This window comes from Salinisphaera sp. SWV1 (genome assembly GCF_052044155.1).
Lineage (GTDB): Bacteria > Pseudomonadota > Gammaproteobacteria > Nevskiales > Salinisphaeraceae > Salinisphaera.
The window spans coordinates 1-18,743 of record NZ_JBQDYE010000045.1 but is presented as its reverse complement, the minus strand read 5'-3'; the positions used below and the strand labels follow the sequence as shown (position 1 = coordinate 18,743).

Genomic DNA, 18,743 nt, shown 5'->3' with positions numbered 1-18,743 from the left:
CCTATAGCGTGAAGTGTTGGAGCCCGTCGTCATCGTCATCCGTTTCACGATTCGAAGTCGATTGAGAGTGGTCGATGGGGGTGGCGAGAGGCGTATCTTCGGGATCACGGTCTTCCAAGGCATCGATCTCGTCGGGGCGATCGGGCGCGATATCGACCGCGCCGATGAGTTCACGCCAGCTCTGCCCAGGGTTCTGTTCCAATATCGATAAAAGACTGACGAATTCCTTTATGGAGTTCCGTGGTGTCTTGAAATAGGCTTCGCCTATTCGTTCGTGACAGTGGGCCATGAACGCTGTCAGTGCCTCGTCCGGTATCAGGTAACGGCTTTCATCGCCGCCGGCCATGACGTGTCGGATGTTCTTGAGCAGGATATATAGGTCCTCACGAGAGAGATTCGCGAGTCGGATCACCGGCCCGCTGTAATCGAGTAGACCGTTTCGTGCGAAACGATTCTCGGCAAGACGCGTTTCCAGTGCTTCGTAACTGTAGAGGCCAAGCCGCGGGTCCATGAGAAATTCCGGCGTGCCACCGAGTAGAAAGCCAATGCCTTCGGCATGTCCTTGGAGGGTGTCGTTGAGAATGCGCAGGATTTGTTCGTAATTGCTTTTGCGCGCTTGCGTGCTCGACAGCTTGAACAGGTTGACCAATTCGTCCAGTGCGACCATCAGCCCCTGGAATCCGGCCAGGCGGACGAAGCGCGCCATGAGTTTGAGATAGTCGTACCAGTTTGCGTCATCGATATAGGTGCGTACGCCCAAAGCGTTGCGAGCATCGGTCTTGGTCGTGAATTCACCCCTCAGCCAGCGGATCGCATCGGATTTGAGTTGTTCATTGCCAGTATCGTGACCTTTCCAATACGCTTCCAGTACCAAAGCGAAATCATAGCCGCCACTCATTTCGGTCAAGTCGCCAAGCTGCCGATGGATCACCTGAGTGGGGTTCTCGCCCTCGGCGCTCGCGGTCTGCAGCGCTTGGCTAATAAAGCGTTCGACAATGCTCGGTAGCGCGCCGCCGTCAGGCTTTGAACGGGTCGAGATATTGCGCATCAGCTCGGCATACAGCGATCGCGCCTGTCCACCCGTGGCATGAAGTCGTCGATCCGGCGTGAGGTCTGCCCGCGTCGACACCAGTTTGCGTTCCAGCGAGATCGAGTGAATGAGATTGAGGAAGAAGGTCTTACCCGAGCCGTATTCGCCGATGATGAAGCGGATACTCGATCCGCCGTCGACGAGATTATCGATATCGCTCAATAACGCCTGAAGTTCGGGAGCCCGGCCGACCTGAATATGCTGATGGCCGATACGGGGGACCACGCCGGCGCGAAGGGAATCGAGGATTGCGCGCCGTTCTTTTTCACGGATTGTGCTCATGCCAACAGTTCCTCGTAAATCTCGCGGTCCAGCTTATAACTGTCGTCGTCTTCCTCGATGCAAGGCGCGTCACACTGCTCGAAGGCGGCTTCATTAATCGTGTCGAGCGCACCATCGAGTAGTAGGCCTTGTGCTTGAGCGAGCGTCTCGAGCTCGCTTCGGCCCCATGCGTCCTGCGTCCCGAGTGCTGACAACATCGCCGAGTGAGCGGAATCAAGATTCGCTATGGTTTCAGCGGCCGGAGAGTTTGGTGCTGAATGCGGGGCGGCCCTCGGTATCGCATCCTCCTCGGCTTCTGCGAAGATGCCACTGAGCAAAGCCGAGACTCGTTCGGTATCCGCCAGTTTCTTTTCGAGTGCGGCCGGATCGAGTTCTTGGGCGGTAGCCCTGATCGGTTGCTCGTCTCGTTTTTCGCGCGGTTGCGGAATGGCAAACCCTTTTTCTTCCTTGGCCTCGCGAACTGAAACCGGACCGCTAGTCGCCCGGCTATGCAATGCCGGGAGGATTTGCGCAGCGTCCAGCCCGAGTTTTTTATAGAGTTTTTCTAGCATCTTGATCTCGTCTCGATCAATGCGGCCATCGGCCGCTGCAATCGTGATCAGATGCTCACCAAGCGTTTGGATCTGAGCGGTACTGAGTGCATCGAGTTGTGCCTTGAGCCCTGCCGAGCCTTCTTCGTGAGTCAATAGCCAATTCTTGTACGCGTGCAGCCGCGTGCGTTCGGCGTCGTTAAGCACTTCATGGCTGTCAATCAGCGTATCCATCGCGCGGCGTTCATCCGGGGCGATATCGCCATCCGCTATCGACACCATGCTAGCGAGGCGGATCAAGAGTGCGGTGGCTTGATAAGTGGGCGAAGGGGTTGTGGGGGCATTTTCGCTCAATCTGAACAGCACGACGTCGTCGGTCGGTTTGGGTTTGACGCCACTGAAACGAGCGTCGGGGGAGAGACCGATCCCGGCTTTCTCCAGAGCTTGCGCGAGTAATATGGCCTCTTTCTTCGCCAGCTTTTCCTCGCTTTCGGTGTCAAAATGCTCCAGCAATAGGCGCACCGGAACAGCGGGAAAATCCGTCGCGGCGAAATAAGGCTTAACGGCGGCATTCAAAGCTGCAAGAGCGGGGAAGGCGTCTTCGGTTGCGACGGCACCCGGCAGCAAAGCGATCGCTTGTAGGCTCGTCCGCGAGTCATCATTGCGACCCAAGTGCCGGCTGTAGGCGTCGAGCTGATTCATTGCCTCGTTGGCGATCTCTGTCAGCGCGTTGCGTGGCCGCTTTAAGACCGTGACATCGATAATTTTGTTGGCGGTCGGGATGGTGATTAATCCACCGAAACCTGGACTCGCTGGCCGGTATGTGGGCGTCAGCATGGTCTTGTTCGGTTTGATGATCATCCCGTCGCCGAAACGCGCGGCATAGAGATGTCGGAAGAGGCTGGCGAAGAGTTTCGGACATCGCTGCGCGGGGGTACGCAGCGAGATTTCCGGATCATGTGTTACCCAGGCGAGGGCCCATTCCGTTGAAATGGGTTTGTGTGCTTGAACGAGTCTACCGAGCCCAACCTTGAGCTGAAGTGGCATCTCGTAAGACCGGCCTTCGTATAACCGAGGCAGTTGATCGGTCGACCACATGCCGAGCAGTTCCATGGTGGAGAGAAACTGTGTGGCATAAAACCGAAATGAGCCGTTTGTGCCATAGATGCTAAGAAGTCGCTCTACCTCATCTCGAATAGCGCCATGTTCGTCGTCGTAGCCGCCAGTGTCTATGTGGTCTGAAAGGACACGCCGCTCCAAACCGTAGAAAAACAAGAACACGTAGCCGATGTAGGCGTCAGACGCGCGCCGGCCATCCGCAAGCCAGTGCAAGTAAGCGCCGCGCGATTTCGGCGGTATCGAGGCGTACGATGGCCAATAATCCATGCCGGTGCCGGCGTGGTCGGATAGACTCAAATCCGCCCGTCGCTTTGGGTCGATAAGTGCCGGTTCTTCACCGTACCGGCGAGCCGCGGCCAAACCGCGGCCTACATAGATAAGGCCACCAGGAATTTCTAGGTCATGTATTCGTGTAGTGACGCCAGCGGGGACCCAGCAATCATCGACAGTCCTCGGCTCGGGACCTCCGACTTGGGTTTGGTGGATTGTGCGGCGAGACTGTGATTCCTTGCTAGTAGGCGTGTTTTTTCGTGTGGGGTCGAATCCGCTTTCTGACAGCTTGGTGCTTGAGCGAATGACGGACCGGGGATGGCGGCTGTTGAACTGAGTGCGTAAGGCGGTTCGCCGAGCTCGCCAGCGAGCAGTAACGATTCCCACGATCAAGATCAAAACGATCAGCGATACGAATGTGGCCATAGCATCAGTTTCCCCCGGCTCGATTCTGCCACAGTCGCTATGGTTCGTTGGTTTAACGCTGCTATATGGCGACACAAGGCCTATGCCGCCTAAAGGTCACCAACGACGTAGACGCATTATCGGATTGTGCAGGCTGTTAGCTGGCCCAGCTAGATGCGCGCGACGCTGATGGTCGTTGATGAACTGGTACGTCACTCGGGCTGCTGAGCGAAGTACCGCGCGGTCTTTTAGGATATCGCGCTCCTCTTTCTTGCGACGCAGTTTGGCGCGCAGCTTGAGGATCTCGCTCTTGGCCTCGACCAGCTCGCTGGCTTGCTGCTCTGTGTTGTCCGGCTTCACCGCCTTCACCCACTCGTAAAGGCTGTGAGCTGACACACCGAGCCGCTCGACTACGTCGGCGACCGGATAGCCCTGATCCAGCACCTGCCGAACCGCTTCGTCCTTGAATTCCGGGGTATATCGCTGACTGCTCAGTACACTTCCTCTTATGCTCAAATCATAGGCCAGAAGTATCTAATGGACCCGGACAAGTCCACTCTGCAGGCGGCGTCGAACATACGGCTTCCGAAGCGAGCTAAGGCGGAACACTCATACCCGAGACAAATATGGTGAGATGATAATATTATCAATAATACTGGCGATGCTTATTACACCGAGCATCGCAGGTAAATGACCCGGGCGACGTGTGACAGTCGTTGGTTGGGAGTAGCCGCGTCCGTCATGGCTGGCCGGCCTTTTTCTTAGGAGACTCCATGGAAGCATCCGTACCTGCCGGCGAGATCTTGTCGCCCGTCATCACGCCGTTCGACAGGGATCTGTCGCCCGATGTCGGGCAGCTGACCGCGCAATGCCGCTGGTTGCTGGACAACGGCGTGGGCCTTGCGGTCTTTGGGACCAACTCGGAAGCGAGTTCGATGTCACTGCGCGAAAAGCTGAGGCTGCTTGATCATCTGGCAGGGGCCGGTTTGCCGGGTGAGCGCATGATGCCGGGCACGGGGGCGTGTTCAATCGATGAAACAGTGGCACTAAGTCGCCAGGCGCTTGCGATCGGCGCAGAGTAACCGGATATTCCGAGACGTCATAGCCGATTCAATCGATATCTGAACGCAGCGGGTTCTCGGCGAAGTGCTCTTTCCAGAGTCGGGGCGTCAGTTCGATGACCCGACTGGCCGGGTGGAGGCCCACCCGCTGAAGCACATCCACCAGGTACGTATAGGGATCAACGCCGTGCAGCCGGCAGGTGCTGATCAGGCTCTGGATGATGCCGACGTGGGTGGCCCCGACTTCGCTCCAGCAGAACAGCCAGTTCCGTCGCCCCATCGGGATCGGCCGCAAACCGCGTTCGAGGTGGTTCGTATCGATCGGCACGTCGGGATCGCCGAGGAAGACCTCCAGAGACGCGCGGCGCTCCAGCGCATAGGCAATCGCCTTGGCCAACGGATGGCTCGGCTCGAGATCCAGACGCTGGCACTGGCTGTCGCACCATTGCCAGAACGCCCGGACCGCCGGTTCGCAGTGCCGGGTTCGGTCGGCCTGCTTGTCGGGGCCTTCGCGTTGCTTTTCCCGCATCTCGGCTTCGGCCTGATACAGGTCACCGATCAGCGCCAGCGCGTGCTGTGCCTGGGGATCGCTGTCGAGGGCCCGTTCGAAGCCTCGGCGGGTATGGCTCCAGCACTGGGCGTGGGTGACGCCCGGCCGGGCTTCGGCATAACGGGCATACGCCGCATAGCCGTCGGTGACGAGCGTCCCGGAGAAGTGCTCGGCCAGGGTGTCTTCGATGTGGGCTCGCCCGCGGCTCGGACTGAAGGTGAAGCTGATCTCGTCGGCGTCGCCATACAGCGGCCAGAAATAGCCGGATTCGAGCTTGCCCTTTGTCTTGTGGCCGGCCTTGATCGGGGTCTCGTCCATCGCCAACACCCGAGAGGTCAACACATGCTCGAGCTGGGCGAGATGGATCGGGGCGAGCAGCGCGGCGCTGCGCGCCACCAACTGGGTGAGTGTGGCCCGGGCCAGCGTGATACCGCCGGCCGCCAGGCGTTGATGCTGGCGATACAGCGGGAGGTGAAACGCGAACTTGTCGACCAGCAACCCGGCCAGGAAGCTGACATCGGCGAGGCTGCCGGTGAAGATCGCGCCGGGTACCGGCGTGGTCTGTGGCGCGGCCTCGGGTGATGCCTTGATCACCGGGCAGCGGTATTCCAGCACTTCGTAGCTGGCGCGCCGCTGGGCCAGACGGAAGGTGCTGTGGATGGCGATGATCTCGCCGTTCTCCAGATCGTCCGGGGGTGCCACCTCGATCACGCGGACGGGCACGCTCGCATCAAAGCGCAGGCCGGTATCGTTGACCGCACCGTCGCGCGTTTTCTTGCGACGCTGGATCTCGACGGTTTCCGTCGCCGGTGGGGGCGGTGCGTCCTCGATCAGGCCGGCGAACAGACTCGGCTGGAGAGCGGGATCGATCGCGAGGCGTTTTTCCGACTTGGACCCGAACAGCTCGCGCGTGAACCAGGCGATGCGGCGCTCGGCCGCCGCCAGCCGCGTGCGCAAATCGGCATTTTCAGCGACGACCGCGTCATATTCCTGTATCGGCACGGTCGCGGGCAAAAGCCTGATTCCTGATCGATTTCAGGCGCTTATTATACTCGATCCGATGCCTCTGAAACGCCTGGATGCCAACGTTTTCGGTGTTTTTTCACCTGCACGTCCAGCCCTTCGATCAGCGCCTCGAATTCGGTCCGCGACAGCGCGCCGGCCGTGCGGCGGACGCCGAACCGGCCCTGCTCCAGGCGCTTGCTCCACACACAATAGCCGCCGCTATCGAAGTACAGGCACTTCAGCTGCGTGCGCCGGCGGTTGATGAAGACGAAGCCGTGGCCGCTCAGCGGATTCTCGCCCAGGTGATGGCGCACCATCGCCGCCAGCCCGTCATAGGACCGACGCATGTCGGTGGGCTGGGTGCACAGCCACAGGGTGGCGGGTGTTCTCACCACCCGCCCCGGCGCAACCGCAGGCACACGCCGTCACCCAGATCGAGTTCGATCGTCCAGCCGCTGTCGGGCTCATTCGGAACCGACGTATCGGTCAGCGGCGTGAATAGTGCCTCGACCGGCGATGCCGACGACTTCAGGCGTCGCTTCCAGTGCTGGAATGTCGTCTGCGACAGGCCGTGGGCGGCACAGAAGGCCGCCTGACTCTGGCCACTATCCGCCTGCTGATCGATAAGGCGCTGCCACTGTTCAGATGAACGACGACGCCGGACTGGATCGGCCATGGGGGACTCCCGATTCGGTTGAAACAGGGGTCAGATTAGATACGCCGAAATCATGCGAGAAGAACGTCTTGGTTTGTCCGGTTACGGCGCAGAGCGCGTACTCATGCTGCCGCCGTTCTTCTACAAGGGGGTTTCGGACGAAGGCCTATTCCGGCATTACAGCGAAGTAATCGAGCGCGTCGGCGATGCGCGGCTGAAGGTCTACCTCTATCACATTCCCCAGATCGCCCAAGTCCCATTGAACGTGCCGCTGATCGAGCGCCTGATAACGGCTTACCCGGGCACAATCGCCGGCATCAAAGACAGTTCCGGCGACTGGAATAACACTCAGATGCTGATCGAGACGTTCGCAGAGCACGGTCTTCGTGTATATGCCGGCAGCGAGCGTTTTCTGATGCCCGCGCTGCGGCTAGGTGGTGCAGGCTGTATCAGTGCAACCGCTAATGTGCACCCCGGGCCAATGGCAGAGCTGGCATCCGACCCAAACACAGCGAACGCCGATGATCGGCAAATGCGATTGACCGAGATACGCGAGGTCTTCGAAAGCGTGCCCATGATTCCGGCGTTGAAGGCGGCCACGGCCCATTTCAGTGGCCACGCTGACTACGCGCGCGTACGGCCGCCACTGGTCGAACTCTCGGATGCGCAGCACCGCACGCTCATGGATCGTATTGAAGCCACAGGTTTCGCCATGCCAGGTCGTCGCTCGGCCTAATAGTTAAGCGACGGAGACCGGTTGACACCGCGGCTTGGTAAGACTGCGTGAAAAATGCGCCATTACGAGCTGACCCGTGAGTAGTGTGTCTTGTCCAATCACCACAGTGCGGTCGCCCGATCCGGGTTAAAACAGACGTCCAGCCCCGCACTGCGAATGCCTTGCTGCATGAGTGGTTCGGCAATCGCTGTTTTGTCCACGACGGGCCGCGTGCGATTTTAATGAGCAACGCATCGGTCGCATGCGTCAAACGCCGCCGCGTTCATGAGTCGGGCGGTCTCCAGCGCCAGCGAGATTGCAGCGCATTCGATAGACCTCTGTCTAGCGATTGATGCTGTGGTGGCAAAGCACTGCGCTTGCGATATTCCACAATAATGAGGCCAACAGACGACGCCTTCCAATTCAGGTTTGATAAAACTATCAATAAACTATGGCAGTCGATGCCAGGCTCGACTGATCCCCACAACTGCCAAACGCCTATGAACGCTAATCGCGCGACTTCGTCCGCAGACTTGCTTGATCAAGCGCTGAGAACTCTGGAAGAGGAAATTGTGCTCGGGCTCATCCACCCACGCGAGCGCCTGGTCGAGGATGCGCTAATTAGCCGATTCGGTTTGAAGCGACATATGGCGCGTCAGACTCTGGTCGAACTCGAAGCCATGGGGCTCGTGGAGCGGCGAAAGAATGTGGGCGCGATGGTGCGTTCCTACACCGTAAAGCAGGTCGAAGATCTTTATGCGGTTCGTGAACTACTGGAGGCGGAAGGCGCGAGGCTAATCCCGATGCCGCTCGATGGCGAGTCGCTCGAGCAACTCATAGCCATACAGCATCGCCACGACGAGGCAGTGGAAACACACGATCTGCGCAAGGTGTTTCGTATCAACGTCGAGTTTCATCAGACGTTGTTTGCGCTGTCGGACAACCCGGTGTTGGTAGAGGCGATACGCGATCATGCCAAGCGGGCGCACACCATTCGGTCGGCCTCGTTCGTGCTGACGTCGGTGCTGGAAACGTCCAGAAAACAGCACTGGCAGATGATCGAGGCACTGCGCGCCGGCCATGCTGACGAGCTGGTGGCGTTGTGTCATGCGCATCTCAGGCCCTCGCGCGACAACTATATCGAAAGTCTAAAAAACAAGCTCCAAGCCTCGCCGGACTAACGCTCGGCGCCAGCCGAGGCAGCCAGCTTCCACTGAAAAGCCTCAGCACAAGCCCCAAAAGATACCTGTGGTGCACGCTGCTTTAGTGGCATGCGTAGGCTAGTTGTATTCTCAATATAAACGTTGATAGGATTATTAATAATAAAAGGAAGGACGTTATGAGTGAAGATCTGCAGCGATCTGCTCCATCGGGGCTCCGCGAAGGGTTGGCTGATTACGGGGATCGGGAGTTCTCTCTTTTCCTACGCAAGGCCTTCATCAAGGGCGCTGGGTATACCGACGATGCGCTCGATCGGACCATCGTTGGAATTGCCAATACGGGTAGTGATTTCAATCCCTGTCACGGAAATGCGCCGCAACTGATCGAGGCTATAAAGCGCGGAGTCATGCTGGCGGGCGGTCTTCCGGTGGTGTTTCCCACGGTGTCCATTGCCGAGAGTTTCTCCGCGCCGACCAGTATGTACCTGCGTAACCTCATGGCCATGGATACCGAGGAGTTGATCCGGGCCCAGCCGATGGACGCGGTAGTACTTATCGGCGGCTGCGACAAGACCGTGCCGGCCCAACTCATGGCGGCGGCGTCCGCCAACGTACCGGCCATTGAACTAGTTACCGGCGCTATGCTCACCGGTAGCCATCGCGGCACGCGCGTCGGTGCTTGCACGGATTGTCGGCATTACTGGGGACTATATCGCGGCGGCGAAGTCGATGATGCCGAAATAGACGAGGTTAATTCCCGCCTGGTGGCCAGCGTGGGCACCTGCTCGGTGATGGGCACCGCTAGCACGATGGCTTGTATCAGTGAAGCGCTGGGTATCTCATTGCCCAACAGCGCATCGGCGCCAGCCGTGACATCGGATCGCATGCGTGCGGCCGAACAGTCGGGCACCACGGCCGTACAAATGGCGCGCGCCGGATTGACACCCGAGGCGATCCTGACCCGTGAAGCTTTCGAAAACGCGCTGCGGGTGTTGCTAGCGATCGGCGGCTCCACCAACGGCATTATCCATCTGACCGCGATCGCAGGACGGATGGGTATTCATATTGACCTCGACACGGTGGATCGCATCGGCCGCGAGACGCCGGTCCTTGTGGATCTCAAGCCGTCGGGCACGCGCTATATGCAGGATCTGCACGATGCCGGCGGTCTCCCGGCCGTGCTGCACGCTCTGCGCGATTCGCTTCATCTGGACGCGCTGACCGTGACCGGCCGCACGCTGGGCGAAGAACTCGATGCCTTCGTGCCGTTTGTCCAAGATGTAGTGCATCCACTGGATAATCCAATCTTTCCCAGCGGTGGCATTGCCTGCTTGAAGGGCAATCTGGCACCGGACGGCGCGATCATTAAACAGTCTGCCGCACACGCCGATCTCATGGAGCATGAAGGGCGTGCGGTGGTGTTCGAGGACGCCGCCGACATGGCGGCTCGTATCGACGACCCGGAACTCGACGTCGAAGCCGACGACATTCTGGTCTTAAAGCATATTGGCCCGATAGGCGGGCCCGGTATGCCCGAGGCAGGGTACCTGCCCATCCCGAAGAAGCTGGCCAGCCAGGGCGTGCGCGACATGGTGCGTATCTCCGACGGACGCATGAGCGGCACGGCCGCGGGTACCATCGTGCTACACGTCACCCCAGAAGCGGCCCTGGGCGGGCCGCTCGCCCTCGTCGAAAACGGCGACCGTATCCGCTTGAGCGTGCGCGACCGTGCGCTCGAGTTGCGGGTCGACGATATGGAACTCGAAAGGCGTCGCGAACGCTATACGCCGCGACGGCCCCATAACGCCGAGCGGGGCTATCGCAAGCTTTTCTTCGAGCAGGTCACACAAGCCGATACCGGATGCGATTTCTCATTTTTGCGTCCACCGAAAGTCAGTAGCACGGTATGAGTGCCGACGGACTGCAGGCTACTTGTCTCGGGCCGCTGCCGGTCGCCGATTTCGAGCACCCGGCATTTACGGCTCCCCGGGGCAGCTGTGATACACATGCGCACGTCATCGCGCGTTCGCCTGCCTATCCGCTCGCAGCAACCCGCAGCTATACGCCACCTGCCGCATCTGTCGGCGACTATCGCGCCATGCTGGCCGCGGCCGGCATGGAACGCGGTGTGCTCGTTCAGGTCAGCGTGCATGGCACCGACAATCGGCTGATGCTGGAGGCTCTGAAAGCTTATCCCGACACGCTTAGAGGCGTGGCGGTGGTCGATGCCGATATCGACGATGCCAGTCTCGATGAGATGCATGCCGCGGGCGTGCGCGGTGCGCGCTTCAACCTGCTCTTTGGCGGTGGCGTGAGCCTGGACGCGCTTGAGTCTCTCGATAGGCGCCTGGCACAACGAGGCTGGCATCTCGAGTTTCTGCTCGACGGGCGAACGCTGCCCGACATGCGCGACCGGCTGATGCGGCTGCACTGTTCGGTAGTAATCGACCACATGGGGCATATGCCGGCCGCCGATGGTGCTGATTCGGCCGGCTTTATTACGCTCTGCGATCTCGCCCGCAATCACGGTTGGTGGGTGAAACTGAGTGGACCCTATCGCCTGAGCGAGCGTCGTGAGGCGCGTTTTTTCGATGTGCTCCCCATGGCACGGGCATTGGTGGATGCCGCGCCAGATCGGATGCTCTACGGCAGCGATTGGCCACATGTCGATCAACACTACCCAGTCGACACCGGTGTGATGCGTAATCAGCTCGCGGGCTGGGTGCCGTCGCAAGCCGTGCGTCACCGCATTCTCGTAGACAATCCGGCACAGCTCTACGGTTTTCCCGTCATGCCATAACGGTTGCACCAATCGATGCTGTCCATTTCATAAAAATAGCGGAGGGGAGTATGCAAAACAAAAAACTTAACTGGTATAGCGACCTGAATAAAACCGAGCGGGCTACGTTCAAGACCGCATTCGGCGGCTGGACCCTGGATGCGTTCGATTTCATGGTGATGACCTTCCTCATCACCACGCTGATGAGCGTGATGAACATCACCCAAGGTGAGGCGGGCCTGCTCAGCACTGTGACCCTCATGACGTCTGCCATCGGCGGGTGGGGGGCGGGGATCCTGGCCGATCGCTATGGTCGCGTGCGTGTACTTCAGTATACGATCGCCGCGTACTCGCTCTGCACGTTCCTGATCGGCTTTACTCAGAACTACGATCAGTTCATCACCTTACGCGCTCTTCAGGGGTTGGGTTTTGGCGGCGAATGGGCGGTCGGCGGTGTGCTCTTGGGTGAGATCATACGGCCCGAGCATCGCGGCAAGGCGCTCGGCACCATTCAATCGGGTTGGGCCGTGGGCTGGGGTCTGGCAGCGCTGTCCTATGTGGCGATATTTGCCTTCGCGCCGCAAGACATCGCTTGGCGCGTGATGTTCTGGATGGGTGTTCTGCCTGCGCTACTGGTGATCTATATCCGGCGGTATGTGCCGGAACCGGAGATCTTCAACCGTACCCGCAAAAATCGTGATGCACCGGCTTCGCCGTGGACCATCTTCAAGCCGGAGTTGATCAGAACTACATTCTTCACCGCGTTGGTTTCGACGGGCCTCCAAGGCGGCTATTACGGCATCAACACATGGTTGCCGACATTCCTCCAGCGAGAGCACGATCTGTCAGTATTCAATACCGGCGGCTATCTGTTCGTGATCATCTTCGGCTCTTTCGTAGGCTACGTGAGCGGCGGCTATCTGTCTGACAGAATCGGGCGACGCGGCAATCTGCTTTTCTTCTCGGCTCTAGCCTGCGCGGTCATCTATATCTATACCCAGCTTCCGATCAACGATGCCGGCATGCTGTTCCTAGGCTTGCCTCTGGGTATTGCGTCAGCGGGCGGTTTTGGCTCGGTCGGCGCATTCTTCACGGAGTTGTTTCCCTCCGAAGTGCGCGCTAACGGCCAAGCTTTTTCATACAACTTCGGGCGTGCGATCGGCGCGATCTTCCCCGCCTTTGTCGGCTTCATTGCCGATCGGGCTGGTCTGGGTATAGCCATCGGTGTTTTTGCAGGTACGGCCTATGCGCTGGTGTTCGTAGCGGCGCTATGTCTGCCGGAAACTCGCGGGCTTGATCTCAACGCCAGGGCCGATTGAAAAGAACGGCTAGGGGTATTGCCGTTTGACGTTCGTGTAGCGAAGCAAAACCGCCGAGCCTGATTGTATTGTTTTCGCCTAACGCACGGGTATTGCAATGCAGCCAGGAGGGAGAAGTGGTCGGGGCGAGCTGGTAGCGTGATAGATCCAGGCGGAAGCAATACCAGGGATAGGTTTAATAAGACTGGCGGTGAGCAGAATCGGGCTACTGCGGTATGCGAGCGCGTCTAACCGCCATCATTACCCGAATGGTTTTCGTGCTTCGGCGCAAATAGGTAATTTCAGGCGAGCAGGGCAGTGCAGTTTTACGGTGGACCGACCATACCCCGCTATTGAGTAGCACGCCGACGACATTCACGAAGACCATAGGAGCGACCCGGCCTTGCACTTTCTGAGCTAGAAAACCTCGCCCGCAGCCGGCTCCTCGGCGACAATTCCGTCTCGGTCGGGAAACTGACCATCAGTGCGGGCCGGACGGCCGACTGTATCGTTGCACTCCCACAGCACGCAGCGCCGCTGATCAAGCTGCAAGGCGCCAGCGACGCCACCCTCTACAATATCGATCAGGCGACCCTGCATCTGTCACTCCAAGGTTTCGGCGACGTCAATGCCTCGGCGTTATCGGCTCGCGCGGCCGATCCGACAGTTTCGGAATCAGGCGATATCGCCAGTCAGGTGGTCGAGCGCGTTCGTGCCCAAGTCGATGGCTCCGGCGAGCTCCTAGCCTATGGCGATCGGTCGGACCGCCAAACAAGGGGGGCATGCTCTGGCGTTATTCGATTCACGTAACTGCACGTAGGCGGGCACGTGAATCAGATCCGAACGGGCAGGGCGGCTACCGTACGAAGCGCAGAACGACTCGTACAGTCACTCGCCTGCTTTCCACGACTTCACCGGGCCATGAACATACGTGCCCCGGGTGAAGCACTTATCCGCGAACTTTTGCCGCAGCTTGAGTGGTTCGATTTTCTTGATTTCCGAGGTCTGACAGTTCTGATCGTTAACCGGGGGCAATGACGCCTCGGTGCGCTTGTCGCCGGAGTGCTCGTGCTTTGAGCAGGCAATAGCGGTTGTCGTAACCATGACGGCCACCAACGCAATAAAAGTCAGCCAGTGTTTCATCAACATCCCTTCTAAATCATCTGTTCGACCGCGTGATGAATCCGCTATAACGACCGGCCCACTATGATCTTGAGCGGCCTGAAGAATCTCCATGCGTTGACACAGGGCACGCCGAGTAGGGTTGGCGGGCGAATATGCCCCGGGATCTCGGTAGACGGTTACGCCGCCTTTGGATGCGACGGCCTAGGTCGGGTTCTACGCCGGTTTTGCGGAAGGTTGAGAAAAGGCTAACGGATATTTCTTATCTTCGGCATGCATGCGCTGCCGGATACGCGGATTATGGAAGCGTTCGATATAGTCGAAGACATCGGTTCGCGCCTCCGCTAGCGTCTGATAACGCCGCCGATTCACGCGCTCTCGCTTGAGCATGCCGAAGAAGCCTTCGGCTGCCGCGTTGTCACCGCAGTGGCCGACCGTACTCATGCTGCAGATCAGGTTGTGGCCGCGTAGGAAGCGTTGGTAGTCGTCGCTCGTAAATTGCGTGCCGCGATCCAAGTGCGACACGACAGGCCCGTCATGCGCCTCGCGTTGCCAGAGCGCGATCAGCACAGCCTTGAGTACGAGATCCCGGCTCTGACGGGCGCTCATCGACCAGCCGACCACGGCCTTGTAGAGATCGACCACGACGCACAGATACAACCAGGCTTCAGCGGTCCGGATATAGGTGATATCCGTCACCCATTTGGTGTTGGGTTCGAGTGCTGCGAAGTCGCGCTCGAGGTGGTGGCGGACATGATCCGGACGAACGCCGGAGGGCTTGTGGCCCGCCAGCGCCGACGCTGCGGGATGCCTTGAAGGCCGCTGGCGGCCATCAGCCGAGCCACCCGATTGCGGCTAACGGTCTCGCCTTCGAACTGCAGCCTTCGGTGATACGCGGGGCGCCGAACACACCGTCGCTGTCTCGGTGCAACGTGCGGATCTTCTCGGTCAGCCGCGCGTTGGCTCGCGCCCGGCTGCTCGGCGATCGGTTCGTCCAGGCATAACACCCGCTGGTTGAGACTTTCAGGCAACGACACATCAGCTGGGGGGATATTCCGAGCGACAACGTTGGATCGTCGCTCACCTCACGATGATTCCTTGGCGAAGTAAGTTGCCGCGTCGCGCAAAAAATCGCGCTCCTTCTTGACCTGTGCCAGCTCGCGCTTCAGGCGGGCCAGTTCCTGGTCACGCGGCGTGCCGGTGCCCTGAAAGCTTGGCTTCGACGAGCGCTGGGCCTCGCGGCACCAGCGGTTGAGCATCGTCGGGCTCAGGCCGAGATCGCGAGCCGCTGCGCTCGCACTGCTTGATGACGAGCGCACCAGTTCGACGGCTTCGGCGTTGAGCTCGGCGCTTTACTTCTTGCGTGGCATAACACTCCTTGTTCGGCCCCATGAAGAGCCTTCTTTGAAGTGTCCGTATTAACAGGTGAGGACCCGCGAACCCATATCCCACGTTTCAAATATTTACGACAAATTTTTACTCATTGCATTCGCTTCGGTTAAAGCGACGCGCGTATAGTTGTGTTTGCCATTGAATTTCGTTGACAGAACTTGGCCGTAAGCGCCGATGTTCAGTATTTCCATGCGATCGCCAACTCGTGCATCACCAGGAAGACGCACGCGGTATGGCAGGCAATCTGCACTGTCACATGTTGGTCCTTGTAGTAGAAAGTATTCCTCCGCGACGTTATCGCGGCTCCACAGCGGCCGGCAGGGAAAGACAACGCCGTGGAATTTCCCGTCGTGAAGGCACCCATAGACGCCATCGTTGACGTAGAGCATGTCGCCGCGGCGCTGCTCGACCCGTAGGATGAGCGAGCCCGCTTCCGCGACCAGGGAACGGCCGGGTTCACACCATAGTTCGCTATTCCAAAATCGCGGTGGGCGGTGTTCCCATCGCTCTGCAATAGCGAAGAAGTATGAGAAGAGATCAATCTCTTCGTCACCTACGTACTGGACAGGGAAGCCACCCCCGACATTGAGCACAGAGACTACGATGCCCGCCCGCTCAGCAATATCGTAGGCCAGATCGATCGCCGCATAAAAACTGCCCGGATTCATGTTCTGCGACCCGACATGGAACGAGATTCCGACACTGCACCCCAGTTCGCTCGCTGCCCCAAGGAGGCTTACGGCGTCGGATTCCGCCGCCCCGAATTTCCCATCCAGCGGATGCAGGGCTTGGGCATTCAGCACAGAGACACGCACGTGCACCGTCAGTAAAGCCAGTCTATCGGGGCCTAGTCTCCTCAGCTTCTCCAGCTCTTGAGTAGTATCGACGACGAAATCTCGGACAGCATGCCGCTCATAGGCGATGAGGATTTCGCTCGGGTCCTTGATCGGGTGCGAGAAGCAATACTTCGCGTTTTCGATGACAGCATTAACCGCTTCAATCTCGCCGAGTGAAGCGACATCGAAGGTGCAGATCGTGCGGCCTATCTGTCCGAGAACGTAAGGATCGTCGTTGGCTTTGACCGGATAGAATATCTGATCGAAAGGACCGGCCCGGAACTCGCTGATCTTGGACTGGATCCGCTGCGAGTGGTATACGAGTACCGGCTGCTTATCGGCGTGATCGATTTGCCGGAGGATGGTGGATATGCGTGGCGCTGTGAATGTCATATTGCGCGGCCCCTTGTCATCGCGAAGTGGCCAGAGATGACCAGCAGCAATAGCGCGAAAGCGGTACAGGTATAGATCAATGCAGCGTCGCCGGCTTTCCAGGCGATGGCTCCGACGATCAAAGGACCTGCCACGGCACCGACGGTATAGAACATCGCAATCCTGGCGATGCCGAATTCAATGAGATGAGATTCGAGACGGGTGCCGCAGTCGATGACGGCAAGCGTATTTGCGCCTCCGATCCATCCGCCGGCGAAGAAGATCAATCCCAAAAAGGCTGGGCTCGTCAGGCTATACCCGGTATCCATCACAGCGATCGCGCCAACCAGGCAAATCAGAATCAGAGCGACGCAACCGATCTGAACGAAGGACATTCGCGCCCTCGATGTAGCCATCCCCATCAGTGGCTGCAGCAGCGTCCCGCCTAAGCCGAACGCAAACCCGACAAGCCCGCCCGCGGCTACGCTATAGCCTGCTGATATGACAAACGCCGGAAGGAAGGCGACGAATGAAGCTTCGATAAATCCGCCAAAGAATGCACTCGTCAGTGCTTGTCCGAGCCGGCCAGATGCATCCTTCTTGGTATCGGCGTTCAATGCCGCGTGTGCGTCAGCTTGCCCGGCCCGGGTACTCGTCTTGAAGTGCAGCGAGTCGAGGTAGAGCAGCGCGCTCGCCACGCCCGAGACGATCAGGACGCTGATAAATACCAGCCCATACCCGTAGTCGCTTAACCAAAGCATCAGCGGGCCGACGGCAAGCCCACCGCCCATCAGCGTTTCATGAATCCCGACATTACGGCCGACGTGGTCATCGGTAGATTGCTGGATAACCAGCGTATCGCAGGATATCCAGCGGACGGTCAGGGCGGCCCCGATAGTTACAGAGCCGAGCACGTACAACGCGAAGTTATCGAACAAGGAAAAACAGGCGAATCCAGTCGCGGTCAAACCGATCGACAGGAGATTGATCCTGAAAATGCCCAGACGCCTAATGAGTCCCGGGGTAGCCGAGCCCAGCGCGATCACGAGAGCCCAGATTATCGATACCAGGAATCCGCTCAGAAACGAGGAATATCCCTCTCGCGTGAGCTTGAGTGCTATAAAGGGACCGGCTAGGCCGCATTGGAGCACCTGCATCAAGAACGAATAGAGGTTCGTCCATAGAAGAGGGCCAGGGCCGGCGAACGGCCCCGGCCTAGATGCGCGGACGGTCACGCCTTAGTTCCGGCCGGCGTGAATACCACCTCGGTCTCGGGACGCGTGTTGAAATGTCGCATCCAGGAATCAATGATCCGCCGGGTATAGATCTTCGGCATCTCGTGCTTGTAAAGCTCCTTCACGGTTTCAGCGAACGCCGGATCCTGATGGCTCGCATACCAATGTCGGCGGTCGTCGGATAGGGATGTGGGGCACCGATTAGTATCCGTCATATCGATGTAGTTGGAGATCGTCCGTTCAGCCATCCTCTGCCAGATGTTGCCTGCCTCATGCAGCAACGCACTGAGCGTTTGAGTGCTCTCAATTTGATAGGGCTCGACCCCAAGACGCTTGTGGATCATATCTCGCGTGAACAGCGAGAATGCGTACACATCAGAGTTGAGATTGGCGGACAAGGCAGGTGCAGCCATCAACGGGTCGTAGAGGTCATCGCCTATATCCGCCGCGCGTGGGCAGAAGGCAACGACATCAAAATCCGCGAATTGCTTGATGGCGCCGGTCACCGGGCATTGTGTCGCGATATCGAGGCTAAGGCTGCCGCCATTGACCAGCGTTTCCGGATCCGCATCACGCCTAAGTATGCTGAGCATTGAAGCGAGAATCCTGATCTGCTGCTCGACCGTTTCGGTACTGTAGTCATCGGCGAGGTAGAAGTAACAGGCAACTGCTTCACGCATACGCAGTTTTCGCTTGAACTGGCCCAGGTGGTCCAGAATGTCATTTGCCGAAACGATCGGTGCGAGGTAATAGCGATCCTTGGAGAACTCCAGCCGACCGGCAACGCAGCCTAGTGTCCTGTAACTCAATTTCGTAGCATTGGTCACAGGCTTGAACATGGGTGTGTCTGATGCCGCGCGGTCGTTT

Annotated in this window: 15 protein-coding genes and 3 pseudogenes; 7 read left to right on the top strand and 11 right to left on the bottom strand. The window is 58.8% G+C overall.

Annotated elements, in window-relative coordinates; genetic code table 11:
- Position 1: 1 nt before the first annotated feature.
- From ACS8YF_RS17075 to ACS8YF_RS17065, 3 genes and pseudogenes are all read right to left on the bottom strand, one after another.
- Complete coding sequence (locus ACS8YF_RS17075) at positions 2–1,372, bottom strand: ATP-binding protein (protein ID WP_440851342.1); 1,371 nt, start codon at positions 1,370–1,372, stop codon at positions 2–4.
- On the bottom strand, positions 1,369–3,717 hold the full coding sequence (locus ACS8YF_RS17070) for a TerB N-terminal domain-containing protein (protein WP_440851341.1): 2,349 nt from the start codon (positions 3,715–3,717) through the stop codon (positions 1,369–1,371). Before ACS8YF_RS17070 ends, ACS8YF_RS17075 begins: the two co-directional genes overlap by 4 nt.
- 165 nt (positions 3,718–3,882) lie before the next feature.
- Positions 3,883–4,191 (bottom strand): annotated as a pseudogene (locus ACS8YF_RS17065) (transposase); the annotation flags it as partial.
- A 278-nt stretch (positions 4,192–4,469) separates the two neighbouring features.
- Here ACS8YF_RS17065 and ACS8YF_RS17060 point away from each other — a divergent pair.
- Entirely contained in the window at positions 4,470–4,778 is a 309-nt protein-coding gene (locus ACS8YF_RS17060; RefSeq protein WP_440851340.1) for a dihydrodipicolinate synthase family protein, read from the top strand.
- Positions 4,779–4,806: 28 nt separating this feature from the next.
- Here ACS8YF_RS17060 and tnpC read toward each other — a convergent pair whose 3' ends face one another.
- From tnpC to tnpA, 3 genes are read right to left on the bottom strand one after another with little or no spacing between them, the layout of a single operon-like run.
- Positions 4,807–6,321, bottom strand: a complete 1,515-nt coding sequence (gene tnpC, locus ACS8YF_RS17055) for an IS66 family transposase (protein WP_440851339.1) — start codon at positions 6,319–6,321, stop codon at positions 4,807–4,809.
- A gap of 32 nt (positions 6,322–6,353) precedes the next feature.
- Positions 6,354–6,731 carry an IS66 family insertion sequence element accessory protein TnpB gene (gene tnpB, locus ACS8YF_RS17050; protein WP_440851338.1) on the bottom strand — a complete coding sequence of 126 codons (378 nt, stop codon included), beginning with the start codon at positions 6,729–6,731 and terminating at the stop codon, positions 6,354–6,356.
- On the bottom strand, positions 6,701–6,988 hold the full coding sequence (tnpA, locus tag ACS8YF_RS17045) for an IS66 family insertion sequence element accessory protein TnpA (RefSeq protein WP_440851337.1): 288 nt from the start codon (positions 6,986–6,988) through the stop codon (positions 6,701–6,703). The genes tnpB and tnpA overlap by 31 nt, the downstream gene beginning before the upstream one ends.
- A 52-nt stretch (positions 6,989–7,040) precedes the next feature.
- On the opposite strand from tnpA, the gene ACS8YF_RS17040 reads away from it, so the two are divergent.
- From ACS8YF_RS17040 to ACS8YF_RS17015, 6 genes and pseudogenes are all read left to right on the top strand, one after another.
- Positions 7,041–7,703, top strand: a complete 663-nt coding sequence (locus tag ACS8YF_RS17040; protein WP_440851336.1) for a dihydrodipicolinate synthase family protein — start codon at positions 7,041–7,043, stop codon at positions 7,701–7,703.
- Between the two features lie 479 nt (positions 7,704–8,182).
- Positions 8,183–8,863, top strand: a complete 681-nt coding sequence (locus tag ACS8YF_RS17035) for a GntR family transcriptional regulator (protein ID WP_440851335.1) — start codon at positions 8,183–8,185, stop codon at positions 8,861–8,863.
- A 158-nt stretch (positions 8,864–9,021) separates the two neighbouring features.
- On the top strand, positions 9,022–10,752 hold the full coding sequence (locus ACS8YF_RS17030; RefSeq protein ID WP_440851334.1) for an IlvD/Edd family dehydratase: 1,731 nt from the start codon (positions 9,022–9,024) through the stop codon (positions 10,750–10,752).
- Entirely contained in the window at positions 10,749–11,642 is an 894-nt protein-coding gene (locus ACS8YF_RS17025) for an amidohydrolase family protein (protein ID WP_440851333.1), read from the top strand. The genes ACS8YF_RS17030 and ACS8YF_RS17025 overlap by 4 nt, the downstream gene beginning before the upstream one ends.
- A gap of 50 nt (positions 11,643–11,692) precedes the next feature.
- Complete coding sequence (locus ACS8YF_RS17020; protein ID WP_440851332.1) at positions 11,693–12,940, top strand: MFS transporter; 1,248 nt, start codon at positions 11,693–11,695, stop codon at positions 12,938–12,940.
- Positions 12,941–13,387: 447 nt separating this feature from the next.
- Positions 13,388–13,729: pseudogene (locus ACS8YF_RS17015) on the top strand (GIN domain-containing protein); the annotation flags it as partial.
- A gap of 78 nt (positions 13,730–13,807) precedes the next feature.
- On the opposite strand, the gene trbK reads toward ACS8YF_RS17015, so the two are convergent.
- From trbK to ACS8YF_RS16990, 5 genes and pseudogenes are all read right to left on the bottom strand, one after another.
- The gene (trbK, locus tag ACS8YF_RS17010) at positions 13,808–14,155 is read right to left on the bottom strand and encodes an entry exclusion lipoprotein TrbK (RefSeq protein ID WP_440851331.1); all 348 of its coding nucleotides are present in this window, start codon (positions 14,153–14,155) and stop codon (positions 13,808–13,810) included.
- Positions 14,156–14,257: 102 nt separating this feature from the next.
- A pseudogene (locus ACS8YF_RS17005) lies at positions 14,258–15,363 on the bottom strand (IS3 family transposase).
- Positions 15,364–15,504: 141 nt separating this feature from the next.
- Entirely contained in the window at positions 15,505–16,662 is a 1,158-nt protein-coding gene (locus ACS8YF_RS17000) for a type III PLP-dependent enzyme (protein ID WP_440851330.1), read from the bottom strand.
- Positions 16,659–17,798, bottom strand: a complete 1,140-nt coding sequence (locus ACS8YF_RS16995) for an MFS transporter (protein ID WP_440851351.1) — start codon at positions 17,796–17,798, stop codon at positions 16,659–16,661. The genes ACS8YF_RS17000 and ACS8YF_RS16995 overlap by 4 nt, the downstream gene beginning before the upstream one ends.
- Before the next feature lie 74 nt (positions 17,799–17,872).
- On the bottom strand, positions 17,873–18,743 hold an 871-nt coding region (locus ACS8YF_RS16990; RefSeq protein ID WP_440851329.1), incomplete at its 5' end, for a hypothetical protein.